At 66.1% G+C, this 15,197-nt stretch carries 14 protein-coding genes; 7 read left to right on the forward strand and 7 right to left on the reverse strand.

The window, feature by feature from the left end; all coding sequences use genetic code 11:
- Positions 1-165 precede the first annotated feature (165 nt).
- From ACZ5BO_RS00835 to ACZ5BO_RS00860, 6 genes are read left to right on the forward strand one after another with little or no spacing between them, the layout of a single operon-like run.
- Positions 166-789, forward strand: a complete 624-nt coding sequence (locus ACZ5BO_RS00835; protein ID WP_025131579.1) for a CDP-alcohol phosphatidyltransferase family protein — start codon at positions 166-168, stop codon at positions 787-789.
- Between the two features lie 10 nt (positions 790-799).
- Complete coding sequence (locus tag ACZ5BO_RS00840; protein ID WP_464697764.1) at positions 800-2,557, forward strand: bifunctional alpha/beta hydrolase/class I SAM-dependent methyltransferase; 1,758 nt, start codon at positions 800-802, stop codon at positions 2,555-2,557.
- Positions 2,557-3,903: a phosphatase PAP2/dual specificity phosphatase family protein gene (locus ACZ5BO_RS00845; protein ID WP_464697766.1), complete on the forward strand. Its 1,347-nt coding sequence runs from the start codon at positions 2,557-2,559 to the stop codon at positions 3,901-3,903. Before ACZ5BO_RS00840 ends, ACZ5BO_RS00845 begins: the two co-directional genes overlap by 1 nt.
- The gene (locus tag ACZ5BO_RS00850) at positions 3,893-4,348 is read left to right on the forward strand and encodes a hypothetical protein (protein ID WP_025131582.1); all 456 of its coding nucleotides are present in this window, start codon (positions 3,893-3,895) and stop codon (positions 4,346-4,348) included. Before ACZ5BO_RS00845 ends, ACZ5BO_RS00850 begins: the two co-directional genes overlap by 11 nt.
- Before the next feature lie 9 nt (positions 4,349-4,357).
- On the forward strand, positions 4,358-4,981 hold the full coding sequence (locus ACZ5BO_RS00855; RefSeq protein WP_025131583.1) for a lysophospholipid acyltransferase family protein: 624 nt from the start codon (positions 4,358-4,360) through the stop codon (positions 4,979-4,981).
- A 1-nt stretch (position 4,982) separates the two neighbouring features.
- Complete coding sequence (locus tag ACZ5BO_RS00860; protein ID WP_025131584.1) at positions 4,983-5,915, forward strand: phosphatidate cytidylyltransferase; 933 nt, start codon at positions 4,983-4,985, stop codon at positions 5,913-5,915.
- A gap of 33 nt (positions 5,916-5,948) precedes the next feature.
- Here ACZ5BO_RS00860 and ACZ5BO_RS00865 read toward each other — a convergent pair whose 3' ends face one another.
- Positions 5,949-6,422, reverse strand: coding sequence for an Lrp/AsnC family transcriptional regulator (locus ACZ5BO_RS00865; protein ID WP_025131585.1), 474 nt, complete (start codon positions 6,420-6,422; stop codon positions 5,949-5,951).
- Between the two features lie 159 nt (positions 6,423-6,581).
- Between ACZ5BO_RS00865 and ACZ5BO_RS00870 the strand changes: the two genes are divergently transcribed.
- Positions 6,582-7,196 (forward strand): LysE family translocator, encoded by a 615-nt coding sequence (locus tag ACZ5BO_RS00870; RefSeq protein ID WP_464701424.1) that lies wholly within the window; start codon positions 6,582-6,584, stop codon positions 7,194-7,196.
- Between the two features lie 267 nt (positions 7,197-7,463).
- Here ACZ5BO_RS00870 and ACZ5BO_RS00875 read toward each other — a convergent pair whose 3' ends face one another.
- The 6 genes from ACZ5BO_RS00875 to ACZ5BO_RS00900 form a co-directional block, all read right to left on the reverse strand.
- On the reverse strand, positions 7,464-9,602 hold the full coding sequence (locus tag ACZ5BO_RS00875; protein WP_025131587.1) for a hypothetical protein: 2,139 nt from the start codon (positions 9,600-9,602) through the stop codon (positions 7,464-7,466).
- Positions 9,589-10,791: a DUF3142 domain-containing protein gene (locus ACZ5BO_RS00880; protein ID WP_464697770.1), complete on the reverse strand. Its 1,203-nt coding sequence runs from the start codon at positions 10,789-10,791 to the stop codon at positions 9,589-9,591. Before ACZ5BO_RS00880 ends, ACZ5BO_RS00875 begins: the two co-directional genes overlap by 14 nt.
- A 137-nt stretch (positions 10,792-10,928) precedes the next feature.
- Complete coding sequence (locus ACZ5BO_RS00885; protein ID WP_464697772.1) at positions 10,929-12,971, reverse strand: FAD-binding oxidoreductase; 2,043 nt, start codon at positions 12,969-12,971, stop codon at positions 10,929-10,931.
- A 25-nt stretch (positions 12,972-12,996) separates the two neighbouring features.
- Complete coding sequence (locus tag ACZ5BO_RS00890) at positions 12,997-13,626, reverse strand: glutathione S-transferase family protein (protein WP_464697774.1); 630 nt, start codon at positions 13,624-13,626, stop codon at positions 12,997-12,999.
- Between the two features lie 126 nt (positions 13,627-13,752).
- Positions 13,753-14,655 carry a LysR family transcriptional regulator gene (locus ACZ5BO_RS00895; protein ID WP_464697776.1) on the reverse strand — a complete coding sequence of 301 codons (903 nt, stop codon included), beginning with the start codon at positions 14,653-14,655 and terminating at the stop codon, positions 13,753-13,755.
- Between the two features lie 70 nt (positions 14,656-14,725).
- Positions 14,726-15,046 carry a hypothetical protein gene (locus tag ACZ5BO_RS00900; protein WP_464697777.1) on the reverse strand — a complete coding sequence of 107 codons (321 nt, stop codon included), beginning with the start codon at positions 15,044-15,046 and terminating at the stop codon, positions 14,726-14,728.
- Between the last annotated feature and the right edge of the window lie 151 nt (positions 15,047-15,197).

Below are 15,197 nucleotides of genomic sequence, written 5' to 3' on the forward strand. Positions count from 1 at the left end.
ATCCGGGTGAAATTTTTGTCGCTCGCCATGCCTTTTCATCTATTCAGTGCGTCGTAGTCACAGAGACAGCTGTTTGATCCTGCAAAAACTTCTGATGTCAGCCCCCTGGCATTTAAGGCAATAATCCAGCCCTGCTCACCGCGTGCGACAAGGAACCGTCCCATCATGCTCTCGATTTACCAGCTCAAACCGCGCTTTCAGAACCTGCTGCGGCCGTTGGTGCAGCGCTTGTACGACAACGGCACCACGGCCAATCAGATCACTGTCCTGGCCGCCGTCATCTCCCTGCTGGTGGGCGCGCTGATCGCCCTGTTCGCCAGCCATGCCTGGCTCTTCGCCCTGATCCCTGTGTGGATGATCCTGCGCATGGCGCTGAACGCCATCGACGGCATGCTGGCCCGGGAGTTCGGCCAGCAATCGCGCCTCGGTGCCTACCTCAACGAACTCTGCGACGTGGTCGCCGATTGCGCCCTGATCCTGCCCTTCGCCCTGCTGCCCGGTGTCAGCCTGCTGCTGGTACTGGCGGTGACCCTGCTGGCGCTGTTCAGCGAATACGCCGGGGTACTGGGCCCCATGGTGGGTGCCTCGCGCCGTTATGACGGGCCCATGGGCAAGAGCGACCGCGCCTTCATCCTCGGCGTGCTGGCCACCGGCATCGCCCTGGGCTGGCTCGGCGCCCTGTGGATAAACAGCGTACTGGCGCTGGTCGCCGCACTGCTGGTGTACACGCTGTTCAACCGGGTCCGCCAGGGCCTTGAAGAAGTTCAGCACAACGCTCCCTCTGCATAAGGAAATGGCTATGCGCGACGCTCAACACCAGACGTTCCGGACCCATGACGGTGTCGAACTGTTTTACCGCCACTGGCCAGCCACCGAGGTCGTCCCCGGCGAACCCCGGCAGGCGGTGATGCTGTTCCATCGCGGCCACGAACACTCGGGGCGCATTGCCCACCTGGTGGATGAACTGAACCTGCCCCAGGTCGACTTTTTCGCCTGGGACGCCCGTGGCCATGGCCAGTCGCCGGGGGCCCGGGGCGACAGCCCGAGCTTCGCCACCAGCGTGCGCGACGTGCAGACCTTCTGCGACCACCTGGGCAGCGCTCACCAGATCGCCGAGGAAAACATCGCGGTCATCGCCCAGAGCGTCGGCGCCGTGATCGCCGCCACCTGGGTCCATGACTACGCGCCGCGGATCCGCTCCCTGGTGCTCGCGTCCCCGGCCTTCAAGGTCAAGCTGTATGTGCCCTTCGCCCGCCCGGGCCTGGCCCTGATGCGGCGCTTTCGCGGCAACTTCTTCGTCAACAGCTACGTCAAGGCGCGTTTTCTCAGCCACGACCCGGAACGAGTACGCAGCTACGACAGCGATCCGCTGATCACCAAGGCGATCTCGGTCAACGTGCTGCTGGGCCTGTACGAAGCGGCGGACCGGGTAGTGGCCGACGCCCAGGCGATCCAGGTGCCGACCCAGCTGCTGATCTCCGGCGCCGACTTCGTGGTGCACCGCAAGCCCCAGGAGCAGTTCTTCGACCGCCTGGGCAGCCTGCAGAAGGAAAAACACATTCTTCCCGGGTTCTTCCACGACACCCTGGGGGAAAAGGCTCGCGCTCCGGCGATCGCCAGTGCCCGCCGGTTCATCCTGCAAAACTTCGAGCGCCCGCTGAACCGCCCTGCCCTGCTGGACGCCGACCGCCTGGGCGTGACCTGCGCCGAGTCCGAAGCCCTGGCCGCACCGCTGCCGCACAACTCCCTGCGCGACCTGTACTGGCGCGCGACCCGCGCCAGCATGCGCCTGGGCAGCCAGCTGTCGGCGGGGGTCAAGCTGGGGTTCGACACCGGTTTCGACTCCGGCAGCACCCTGGACTACGTCTACCGCAACCGGCCCACCGGGCATTCGCCGCTGGGCCGGATGATCGACCAGAACTACCTGAACTCCATCGGCTGGCGTGGCATCCGCCAGCGCAAGCTGCACGTGGAGGAACTGCTGCGCCTGGCCATGGAGAAACTCCGTGAACAGAACAGCGAAGTGCGCATTGTCGACATCGCCGCCGGCCACGGCCGCTATATCCTCGAAGCCTTGCAAGGGGTGAGCCCGCTGCCGGAATCGATCCTGCTGCGCGACTACAGCGACATCAACGTGCGCGACGGCAGTGCCCTGATCGTGGAGAAGGGCCTGAGCGAGATTGCCCGCTTCGTCAAAGGCAACGCCTTCGATCGCGAAGACCTCGCCGCCCTTGAGCTGAAGCCGACTCTGGCAGTGGTGTCCGGGCTCTATGAACTGTTCGCCGACAACCAGATGGTCGGTGGTTCCCTGGCCGGCCTGGCCAGCGCCGTGGAGCCCGGTGGCTTCCTGGTGTACACCGGCCAGCCCTGGCACCCGCAGCTGGAACTGATCGCTCGGGCCCTGACCAGCCACCGCGAAGGCCAGGCCTGGGTCATGCGCCGCCGCACCCAGGCCGAGATGGACCAGCTGGTGGAGGCCGCAGGCTTTCGCAAGATCACCATGCGCGTCGACGAGTGGGGCATCTTCAGCGTGTCCCTGGCCGTACGGGTGCAATGATGGCCGATGCCGGACTGCCTACGCGCGAGCCGGGATTGCTGAAACCCGCGGTGCTCTGGCTGCTGTTGCTGGCACCGCTGTTTTTCAGCACCTACGGCTTCGCCACCTGGGTCACCGCGCAACGCGACGACGTCGCCAGCCTGGTCTTCGACTGGGAACGGCACATGCCGTTCTGGGCCTGGACCATCGTGCCCTATTGGTCCATCGACCTGCTCTACGGCCTGTCCCTGCTGCTGCCGCGCACCCGCGACGAACTCAAGCGCCACGCCCTGCGCTTGCTCACCGCCCAGGTCATCGCGGTCAGTTGCTTTCTGCTCTGGCCGCTGCGCTTCACCTTCCCTCGACCAGCGCTGGACGGGGTATTCGGCTGGCTGTTCGAGGTACTGGCGGGCTTTGACAAACCCTTCAACCAGGCACCCTCGCTGCACATCGCCCTGCTGGTGGTGCTCTGGGTCTGCTACGCCCGGCATACCCAGGGCATCTGGCGCTGGCTGGTACACGGCTGGTTCGGGCTGATCGGGGTGTCGGTGCTGAGCACTTATCAACACCACTTTGTCGATGTGCCCACTGGCGCCCTGGCCGGCTGGCTGTGTGTCTGGCTGTGGCCCCTGGATCGCCCCAGCCCGCTGTTCAGCGCCCGTCTGGCGCAGGACCCGCGACGGCGCCAGCTGGCCCTGCGCTACGCCCTGGGGGCGGTCCTGCTGAGCGCCGTGGCCTTTACCTGGGGCGGCACCGGGCTATGGCTGATCTGGCCCGCCGTGGCGCTGCTGCTGGTGGCCCTGAACTACGCCCTGCTGGGTGCAGAAGGCTTCCAGAAACGCCAGGACGGACGCCTGAGCCCGGCCGCACGCTGGCTGCTGGCGCCTTATCTCGCCGCGGCCTGGATCAACTCGCGGCTGTGGACAAAAAACCATCCACAGCCGGACCTGGTTGTGGATAACGTCTGGCTCGGACGCTTGCCGACGCCGCTGGAGCTCAGGGACAGCCCGTTTGTCGCGGTGCTCGATCTGTGCGCCGAGCTGTCCCTGGACAGCCGCCCGCTGCCGGCCTACCAGAGCCTGCCGGTGCTCGACCTCTGCGCCCCCAGCCCGGAGCAGTGCCTGGCGGCCGCGCAGGCCATCGAACGCCTGCACGCCCAGGGACCGCTGCTGGTGTGCTGCGCCCTGGGCTACTCGCGCAGCGCCACGGCGATTGCCGCCTGGCTGCTGCACAGCGGGCGTGCGGCCACGGTGGATGGGGCAATCGTGCTGTTGCAGCGGGCGCGCCCCCAGATCGTCTTGCAACCTGCCCATCGCCAGGCCCTTGCAACATTGCTCAGCGTCGGGAGAGCGGCCCATGTCCACTGAGATGCAGTTGCACAGTGTCGCCAGCCTGCTGCGCCAGGGCCGGGCCCTGGACCAGTTATCCACAGGCCTGACCCTGCTCGGTGCCCTGTACGGCCTGGGCCAGTACCTGCTGGCCAGCGTCACGCTGGGCGGGATGCTGGTCAGCCTGGCCTTGGTGCTGCTGGGGCTGGTGGAAAAGTACCTGGCGCTGCGGGTGGCCTTCGACGCCGACCTGTTCCAACGGGTCGCCGATGCACCTGCAGCGCTGGAACACAGCACCCAGGCCCTGGATCAGGCCCTGGGCGCCCTCGGCCTGCTACCCCTGGAACGTGCCGGCCGGCCCTGGAATGAACGCAGCCGCGGTGCCCTCGGCCTGCTGCGCCGCCAGGCGTTGCTGCTGGCGGCGCAGGTGCTGGTACTACTGAGCTTGATCCTGGCCAGCCCCTGGCTGACCTTCGCCGGATAAGGAATGCCCATGTTCGAACCCCTGGTCGCCAACCTCATCACCTCCGCCGCCCGCAGCATCACCGGCGCCCGCAGCCTGTGGCTCGGCTCGGCGCCGCAGGCGGTGCAGCGGATCTATTTCGCCAACCACAGCAGCCACGGCGACTTCGTGCTGCTCTGGGCTTCGCTGCCCCCCGCCCTGCGCCGCCTGACCCGGCCCGTCGCCGGCTCCGACTACTGGCACAAAAGCGGCCTGCGTCGCTACATCATCGACCGGGTGTTCAACGGCGTGCTGATCGACCGCGAGCGCAAGGAACCGGCAGACGGCAATCCCCTGCAGCCGATGCTCGACGCCCTGGAGAACGGCGACTCGCTGATCATCTTCCCCGAAGGCACGCGCAACCTGGAAGACGGCCTGCTGCCGTTCAAGAGCGGCATCTATCACCTGGCCAGGAGTTATCCACAGGTGGAACTGATTCCGGTATGGATCGCCAACCTCAACCGGGTCATGCCCAAGGGGCGCTTCCTGCCCCTGCCACTGCTGTGCACCACCAGCTTCGGCGCCGCGCTGACCCTGGAAGAGGGTGAAAGCAAGGAACACTTCCTCGAACGCAGCCGCGCCGCGCTGCTGGACCTGGCCCCGGAGCACGCCTGAAATGGATAAGCAGACCCTGATGTTGTTCGGCGGCATCGGCGCCATTCTGGTGCTGGCCTCGCTGATTGGATTCATCCTCAAGCTGCGCACCCGCGGCGCGCCCAACCCGGTGATCGACAACCTCAACGCGCGGATCAACGCCTGGTGGGTGATGGTGCTGGTGATCGGCATCGCCTTCTGGCTCGGCACCGCGGCGGTGATCCTGCTGTTCTACGCGGTGTCGTTCTATGCCCTGCGCGAGTTCCTGACCCTGACCCCGACCCGGCGCAGCGACTACCCGGCTCTGGTCGCGGCCTTCTACCTGGCCCTACCGCTGCAGTACCTGCTGATCTACTCCGACTGGTACGGGCTGTTCTCGATCTTCATCCCGGTCTATGTGTTCCTGCTGCTGCCGATCCTCGCCTCCCTGGGCGGTGACAGCACGCACTTCCTGGAGCGGGCCTCCAAGGTCCAGTGGGGCCTGATGATCGCGGTGTTCTGCGTATCCTTCGTGCCGGCCCTGCTGACCCTCGACATCGCCGGCTATGAAGGCCGCAACCTGCTGCTGATCGCCTACCTGGTGATCGTCGTGCAGTTGTCGGATGTGCTGCAGTACGTCTGTGGAAAACTCTTCGGCAAGCGCAAGATCGCCCCCAACCTGTCGCCGTCCAAGACCGTCGAGGGCTTTGTCGGCGGTATCCTCCTGGCCTCGTTGATCGGTGGCGCGCTGTGGTGGATCACCCCGTTCAACCTGTGGCAGTCGTTCCTGATCGCCTTGCTGATCAACCTGCTGGGGTTTGCCGGCGGCATCGTGATGTCGGCGATCAAGCGCGATCGCGGGGTCAAGGACTGGGGCCACATGATCGAAGGCCACGGCGGCATGCTCGACCGCCTGGACTCGGTATGTTTTGCCGCTCCGATCTTCTTCCACCTGGTGCGCTATTGGTGGACCTGATGCAGAGCGCCTGGCCAGGCCCAGCACGCCCCCTCAAGCCGGCAAATGCCCCAATGGCAGGGGGCCAGGAGTTTTCACCGTGTGAATGGCGAAGTTGCTGCGAATGTCGCTGACCCCGGGGATCTTCAGCAGGCAGCCGGTCAGGAAGCGGTCATAGCCGCGCAGGTCGGGGACCACCACCTGCAGCAGGAAGTCCGATTCGCCGGAGACCAGGAACGCCGAGATCACCTCCGGCAACTGCAGCACCGCCAGGCGAAAGGCCTCGGCTTCGGCGTCGTTGTGCCGCTCCACCCTGACCCCGACGAACACCGTCAGCCCCAGCCCCACTTCATCGCGATCCAGGGTGGCCTGGTAGCCACGGATCACCCCGGCCTCTTCCAGCATCCGCACCCGACGCAGGCAGGGTGACGGCGACAGGCCGATCTCCTGCGCCAGTTGCACATTGCTCAGGCGACCGTCGCGCTGCAGGGCGGCAAGGATCTTGCGGTCGTAGGCATCGAGTTTCATGGTTGGCATATCCGGATGGTTTAAGGGCTTGATCATCGAAGGTTATGCCAATTTTTCCACTATTGCTGGCTGATTACGCAAGCACCTGCCTGGCCCTTCGGCCCTAAACTGGGCGCACCGACTCGACAACGAAGGGGGTGCAAGGTGGCGCAACTGTGGATGTATTTCCTGGCCCTGGCGGTGGTCTACCTGCTGCCCGGCCCCGACATGATCCTGCTGCTGCAGACCGGTGCCCGCCAGGGCAAGGCCCAGGCGCTGGCTACCGCCCTGGGCCTGGCGCTCTCCCGGGGCTGCCACGTGGCCCTGGCCGCCCTGGGCCTGGCCGCGCTGTTCAAGACCGCGCCCTGGACCTTCGACCTGGTGCGCCTGGCCGGCGCCGCCTACCTGCTGTGGATCGGCATTCAGTGCCTGCGGGCGAACCTGCTGCCCAACCTCGACCAACCCGGCACGGCGGCCACGCCCCTGCGCTGGCGCCAGGCGATCCAGCGCGGCTTGCTGACCAACCTGCTGAACCCCAAGGCGCTGCTGTTCTGCTCGGTGCTGCTGCCACAGTTCATCGACCCCCAGGCAGGTGCCGTGGCGTCGCAATTCATCATCCTGGGGGTGCTGCTGGTGGCGGTGGGCGGGATGTTCGACTGCTGCTACGCCCTGACCGGTGCGGGACTTGGCCGCTGGATGCAGCGCAGCCCTTCGGCGCAACGCTTGCAGCAGTGGCTGTTTGGCAGCCTGCTGATCGGGTTTGCGCTGCGCCTGACCTTCATCCAGCAGGCCTGATCACCTTGCGATGACCCCCTGTGGCCCGCGAACTGGCTCGCGCGGGCCTGCACAGCAGGCCCGAAACCTGCCATCAGCCATTGCCTGATAGATCGCAGCGGCCGGATCTGCGACCGCTGCGCGTCGGGGCGCCAGCCGCTCGAGCGGGAGCAAGCTGCCTCGCCACACCAGGCGTTCCGCCCTCCGCCCGCGCCACAAAATGCCCTGGGCTACGGATATTGCCCCTGGCAAGCCGCGAGGTGGCTTGAACCTGGCAACCTGCGGCGATCAGGACAAACGACGGCGACGCGTCCAGAACAGCCCGGCAGCCCCCAGCAGGATCACCCCGGCAGCGCTGTACAGGGCCACCTTGTGCGGCTGCAATGCCTCGCGTGAAGCATCCAGCCACTGGGTCAGGTAGCGCTTGTTGGCGCTGCCGAAATCCGGCTCCTCGCAGTTCATGCCGAAATTGCCAGCCCACTCCACGAACGGCCCGTTTTCCACATAGCGCTGGTAGTAGTCGATCTCGGCATCGCTGCCCCGGGTCCAGCGCGCCGCCTTGCACAGCACTGCGGCGTAGGCCTGGCTGGTGTGGGGCAGGAAGTCCGCGGCGCGATTGCCCAGCTCTCCGGCCACATAGCGGTAGTGGTAGCGCACATCGGGCTCGGCCGTGGTGGCTTGCTGGCGCTGGACTTCCTCGGCATTGATGAAGGGCCCGGCCTGGACCGACGGAATGTCCAGGCTGTAGCTGCCCCAGAGGCTGTGGTAGTCCGGGCCCATTTCGTAGCCCAGGATCTCCATCCCCGAAGCCCGTGCCAGCGTGCCCGCCTGGTAATAGGCCTCGGCCCGGCGAGTGGGCAGCCAGGCCGACTCGGCAGTGCGCCGGTATTCGCCGTAGGCCTTGGCGATCGCCTGGCGCTCGGGGCTGTCGAAGTAACCCCAGCCTTCTTCGTAGCGGCCCTCGCGCAGCAGCCGGCGGCCCAGCAACTCACGCAATTGCGCAGCAACCGGCAAGGTCTCGTAGTAGGCATCTTCTTGTTTCGGTGTGGGCGGCGGTGCCGGGACCTGGGTGTCGACGAAGTGCTTGAGCTCGTCCAGGGTCAGCACCCGTTCCGCCACGGTGGCAGCATCCTGCCAATAGATATCGCCGCTGCGGTAGAGCAGTTCGAACGCCTGCAGGTAGTCGCCACGGTCCAGGGCCAGCAGGGCGCTTTCGCCTTCGACCCGGCAGCCGGGCCTCACGGTTTCGTAATTGCCCTCGTAGTCGTCGCGCAACCCCCAGCTCTCGTCACGCGGGAAGGCTTCGGACGCCTTGGCGTAGGCCGCCGCCGCCGCAACCTTGTCGCCGTCACGCAGGGCGATCTTGGCCCGCAGCCACCAGGCCAGGCCACCATCGCCGGCGTGTTCGAGCAACTGTCTGGTGGTGACGAAATCGCCGTTCTGATAATTCAGCGCCGCCAGGCGGTCGGCGTTGTCGAAGCTGCCCACGGTGCCTTGGGTCAACAGCTTGATCATTCTTTGTTCAGCCGCAGGCTTTTCGCCCAGGGACCAGCCCAGGTGGGTGATCAGCGCGGCGGTCAGCAACCGCGACACGGAAGGGCCCTTGATCTGCTCGAGCAATTGCTCGTCCGGCAAGGCGCCGAGCTCGCCCGCCACCTGCTTCAGCGAACTGTAGCCAATGCTCGAACCCAGCCGGCTCTGGGCCGCATACAGGTCGATGGCCTGGTTCCACTGACCCAGGTTCTTGAGGATCCGCGCCTCTTCGCCAAGGCTGGCGATGCCCAGTTCCAAGGGGTCGCTGAAGCCGTCGGCGCTCAGTTGGCGGCTCTGTGCAAAAGCCTCGCGCGCCGCCTGCAAAGTGGCCTGACGGCCCTGTTCGTCCAGCTCACTGGCTTCTTCGCTGAGCGCCACCAGGGCCCGACCCAGGGAATAGGCCGCCCAGGTGCTGCGCAGGCGCCGTTGCTCGGCCGGCAGTGCCAGTACCTGGCGGAAGTACTCCGCAGCCAAACCAGAGTCGCCGGCCCGGAAGGCCACCGCGCCAGCGGTGTACAGATTGATCTCGGCCGGCAGACTGGCGCCCTGTTGCTGGGCCTGGCGCGCATCCTCAAGGGTGCGCAACTGGGTGACCAGGGCCCGTTGCGCTTGGTTCAGGCCATCCTGCTCGGCCTGCAGGCGCTGCTTCACATATTCGCTGTCATCGTCCCCCCATCCGGGAGCCAGCGAAACGTCCGTGGCCGGCTTGAGCCCGGCGATGCCCTGGCCCAGGCGGCTGACCTCGAACTGGAAGCTGCCTTCCGGCAACTCGGCCAGCGTCGCCGGGCGGTCCGCCAGCAGGCGCAAGGGGAAATTCGGCCCGCAGGCCAGGGCCGGGGCCAAAGGCAGGCACAGGCTCAGGCACAACAGGTAGCGGGATCTAGGGACGAACATGTGCAGCTCCTTGGTCAATGCTTGTACAACGGGCCCAGCCCACGGCCCGGGTGCCACCCGCCAGCAGGCGGCCACTCTGGTGACGAGTCAGCAGCAACTGGCCGTCACGCAGCTGTGCGGAATAACCGCCCAGCCCGTCGAATCCGTCGCATTGGGCAACGGCCAGGGTCAGTTGTTCAGGCAGGGGCTGATCGAGATTGCCCGGGTTGCTCAAGCGGATGTCGAACAGGCCGCCCTGCTCCTGCAACTCGATACCCAGCCGACTGTCGAGAACATCGCCGCGGGCCACCGCCCGCAGGGTCTCCAGGCTCCAGGCGCGCAGGTCGCCCTTGAGCGGCAGGCGAAACCAGATCAGCCCGGCCAGGTGGGCCGGCGGATCATTGCGCAGGGCCTTGGCCAGCTCGCTCAATTGCCGGGGGTCGGCCATCAGTTCCCGGCGCCGGCCGCCTTGCCCGAGGGCGACTTCGCTTTCCACCTGCGGCGCCCCCTCGCCATCCTCGAGCAGGGCCACGCCATAGGCAGGCAGGGCCAGATAGAAGGGTTTGTCACTGATCCTGGCCCAGCGCCTGGCCCATTGTTCGGCCAGCCGAGGGTCGAACAGGCCGTGTCGCGGGTCGCTGACCGCGTGCACCTGGAGCACGCTGCTGTCGACCTGGGCCAACAACCCTGGCAGTTCGCGGCTGTCGAGCCAGGACGGCAAGGCCGTGATGCTCAGGGCCAGTTGTGGCCCCAGCTCTGCGCGCAATCGCTGCAGCAGCCTGGCATAGGCCGGCAACCGGGCGCTGCCAGCGTCGTGGTCGATCTCGATCCCCACCAGGGTCAGGCCCTGCCCTTGCCAGTCGGCGAGCACTTGCTGCACCTGGTGGATAATCTCGGCCTGATCCAGAGCGTGGAGCTGGCCATCGAGGCGGACCACGGCAATCAGCGGGCGGGCATCCTGCTTGAGCAAGGCGGCGTCGATTCGTGCACGGCGCCAGCCGGCCTGTGGATAAGCTTGCAGGGCCAGCACCCGGAGTGTGGAAAAGTCCGCTCGCGAGCCGGACAGCGCATCGACATGGGCCGGGGTCCACTGGCGCTGCCAGACATAGAGTTGCTGATCCAGGGGCGCAGCGTCTTCGTGGCGACAAGCGCTGAGCAACAGCCCGCAGAGCAGCAAGGTGCAAAGACGCAGAACAACCTGGGGAAGCATGGACCGTTGATTTCCTTTGACGCATTGAAGCACCGGGCCGGCCCAGCAGGAGGGTATGGCAGCGGTGCTGAAGATCGCGCCAGACTACGCAGCGCAAGGCCTGGCGGCAATCGCCGGCGGGGACTTTTTTCAGCCCGCTACAGCTCCAGGATCAAGGGCTGCGAATCTTTATCCACAGCGCCCGGAACGGCGCAGCAGATCAGCACCAGCCCGTCTTCAGGCATCTGCGCAGGCACCTGTGGATAACTGACCTGGCCACTCAGCAGCCGGGTCTGGCAGGTGCCGCAGGAACCGCCCCGGCAGCTGAATTGCGGATGCACACCGGCACTTTCCGCCAGTTGCAGCAGGCTGCCGCTGGCGGGTTGCCAGTGCAACACCAGACCCGATGCCTGGAACCTCACCACCACCTCACCGGTGGCCGCAGGCGGTTGCACAAAGGGCGCGACTTGCGGGTCGAGCTGGCGCTGCAGGGTCGAGGGGCCGAAGGTTTCGGCGTGGATCTGCCCATCGCTGATGTCCAGGGCCCGCAGGCTGTCGTACAGGCCCTGGGTAAAGCCGCCCGGTCCGCAGAGGACAAAATCCGCGCTGTCGTAGTCATCCAGCTCAAGCTGTGCAAGCAACAGCGGCGTATCGATCCGGCCCACGTGATCGAAGGCACGGCCTGGATGAACGTCCGCCTCCGGCTGGCTGAGCAGCCGCAGCGTGCGCAACGACTCCCCGGCCAGGCTCTGCAACGCCTGCAGCTCTGCCGCAAAAGGTTGTTCGGCCAGGCTGCGCGAGCTCTGGATCAACCAGGTGGGGCGGGTACGGCGGGTACGCAGGCCCTGGTAGACCACTTCCCGCAGCATCGACAGCAAGGGCGTGATGCCGACCCCGGCCGCCAGCAGCACCAACGGCCGCTCTGCCCGGGGATCGGCCGTGAAGCGGCCCTGGGGCGCCCGGGCCTGCAGCAGGTCCCCGACCCTGATGTGCTGGTGCAGATAGCTGGAAACCACGCCGTCGCGCTTGACGCTGATCCGCAGCAAAGCGTCGGAGGGCGCGGACGACAGGCTGTAGGTACGAATCAGCGTGCGGCCTTCGATCTGCACCCGCAGCGGCAGGTGCTGGCCCGGCAGGAAGGCCGGCACACCCGCCGGGTCCGCCGGCTCCAGGTAGAAGGAACGGATGCTGCGGCTTTCGTCCTCGATCCGGGTGACCCGCAATGGCCGCCATTGCTGGCCCAGGGCTGACGCCCGCAGGCGCGCCTCGGCTTGCGGCCAATTGCCGGTCAGCAGGCTGTTGGGCGAATAGGCCTGCAACTGCCAGCGCAAGGACAGGGCGGCCGGGCGCCGTACCAGCCGTTCCACGGTAAAACGCCACAACCGCTCGGCGCCCTGGAAGGCACTCACCAGCGGCCCGTCGAGGATGATCTCGGTGCGCCCGCACAGGTGCAGCAGCTCGCCACTGTGAAAATCGATGAACAGCAAGCCCGCCCGCGGGTTGAGCAGCAGGTTGCCCAGGGTGTTGAAGAACAGGTTGCCGGCAAAATCCGGAATGGTCAGGCAATCGCCCTCGACCCGGACAAAACCGGCCTGCCCGCCCCGATGGGAAACGTCCACCGAGCGCTGGCCTTCAAGGTCCACGTAACTGGCGACAAAGAAGGTGCCGGCGGCGCGGATCAACGCCTGCGCCGCCTGATCCAGGCCCTGGCGATGTTCGGCCGGACGGCTGGCGGGATCGCTCAGAGGCACCTGCTGCAAGTGGCGCAACTGGATGTATTGCGGGCAATTGCCGAACGACTGCTGCACCACCACGCTGAAGCCTGCAGCATCCAGGGTACTGATCCGGCCATTGAGGCGATTGCGCCGCCGGGTGTGCAATTCGATGCCCAGCAAACCCAGGGCCGCGCCTGGGTGCAATTGCACCGGGTCATCAGCGGCCGGCAGGCTGGCGAGGTGCAGCAGGCTCGGGCTCGGCGCCTGGGCAAACCCGGGAGGTCCCTCGAGAACGCTGGCCCAGGGATTGCCGTCGGCATCCACAGCCGCCACCAGGATGAACGGCAGCTGCCCGTAGAACTGCCGGTGCTGGTCCGGCATTTCCTTGCGGATGACCTTGGCGCCCACGCTCGCCATGCGCTCGGCCACCCCGGCCTGGGCCTGCAACTGCCGCTCGCCGGCATGCCAGGGTGAATGCGTGGTCATGCTGCGGTCTCCGTTCAATCCCGTCTCAGGCGCTTTTCAGCCCGGCCGCGGTGGACGGCATGGCGACAAAACCGGGCAAGGCTTCGATCCGCGCCAGCCAGGCCCGCACATGCGGGTAATCGGCCAGCGATACGTTGCCCTCGGGTGCGTGGGCTATGTAGCTGTAACCCGCAACATCGGCGATGGTCGGCTCCTGCCCCACCAGGAAAGGACGGCTCGCCAACTCCTGCTCCATGACCTTGAGCAGGGCATGGGAACGGGCAATGACCTCCTCGGCATTGAACGGCGCTCCAAACACCGTGACCAACCGCGCGGCGGCCGGACCGAAGGCGATCTGCCCCGCCGCCACCGACAGCCAGCGCTGCACCTGGGCAGCACCGACCGGGTCGGACGGCAGCCAGCAGCCACGGCCGTAGCGCTGCGCCAGGTACACCAGGATCGCATTGGAATCCGCCAGGACCACGCCCTGGTCATCGATCACCGGCACCTGGCCAAAGCTGTTGAGGGCGAGGAAGTCGGCCTGCTTGTGCTCGCCCTTGGCCAGGTCGACGAAGATGGTTTCGGTGGGCAGGTCGAGCAGGGACAGCATCAGTTCGACGCGATGGGCATGCCCGGAACGGGGAAAGTTGTAGAACTTGATCGCAAGCAGGGACATGGTCGACTCCACAGGCTGGGGCGCGGTCCAGGTGCCGCGCCAGGAGGCCTATCTTCGTCCCCGGGGAAAAACAACAGAATCACCAGAAATCACAATCCATCATTTCATCCAGCGCAATAAACCCCTTCAAGGGTTGAGTGCCGGATGTTCCCGCAGGGCCTGCACCGCAAAATCGACAAAGCTGCGCACCCGCGCCGGGGCCTTGCGTCCGCCCTGGTACACCACATGGATCGGCAGGGGCGGCAGTTCAAAGTCTTCGAGGACCAGCTCCAGCTGGCCCGCCGCGACTTTGTCGGCCACCTGGTAGGACAGCACCCGGGTCAACCCCAGCCCCAGGCAGGCCGCGCTGATGGCCGCCTGGTTGGCGCTCACCAGCAGCCGTGGCTCGGGACGGACGCTCAGGGCCTGGCCGGCGACATTGAACTGCCAACTGCGAGTCTGGCCAATGGACGAAGGAGCAATGACCGGCGCTTCTCGCAAATCATCGGGATGCTGCGGGCGCCCATTGGCCGCAAGAAACCCGGGGGCGGCGCATACCACCCGCCGCACCTCGCCGACGCGGACGCTGTGCTGGCCGCTGTCGGGCAACTCGCCAATGCGCACCGCCACATCGATGCCCTCCTCCACCATGCTTGCCACCCGGTCCACCAACAGCGCGTTGACCCTCACCTGTGGATAACGTTGCAGGTAGCGCACCAGGACCGGCGTGACGAAGAGTTCACCGAACAGTACCGGCGCAGTCAGGGTCAGCTGTCCCCGGGGCTGGGCGTGAACCCCGGCGGCCGAAGCCTCGGCGTCCTGGATCTCGGCAAGAATGCGCCGGCAGTCTTCCAGGTAGCGTTGCCCGGCTTCGCTCAGGTGCACGCTGCGGGTGGTACGAATCAGCAACTGCGTGCCGATGCGCTGCTCCAGGGCCGCGACAGCCCGGGTAACGCTGGCCGCCGACAGGTTCAGGCGTCGCGCGGCAGCGGCGAAACCTTGCTCCTGGGCGACACAGGTAAACACCTGCATTTCCTGAAACCTGTCCATGTCCTACCTCAACCAGCGGCGCCTGCCCGATGGGCGCCAAAGGCTCGCAGCATAATCCAGCGCCGGGATTTCAGGGTGCACACCAGGTCTGTACATCGTGCTTGTCGAACCCCGGGCACAGGTTGTTCTTGGCAATCAGCCGATAGGGCTGATCCTTGGTGTAGGAAAAATAGAAGTAGTAATGCCGATCTTCTCCATACAGCCAATAGGAAGAAGCCCCCTGATTGATCAGGGTCGGCTCGAAGCTCCAGATCGACGATTCGGCGGGAATGAAATTGTCCCGCTCCATCAGCAGCAGCAAGCTGTTGGAGAGCACCGAGGTCAGCCCGCCCAGCGCCAGTACCACCAGCGTCAGAGCGATCGTCCATCCATGAATGAGGCGCAGGTTCATCGGTTTTCCACCGCAGGATAAAAAATCCCGGCCTGTGCACAGGCCGAAAGTGTGAGGGTCAATTCGCGATTGCTCGCGTAGCAAAACAATAAAGATGGTCACAAGGTCTTCGGGCAGAGGGTGAGCATGACCCCAGACTGCTGCGATCGCC

This window comes from Pseudomonas sp. FFPRI_1, assembly GCF_055384485.1.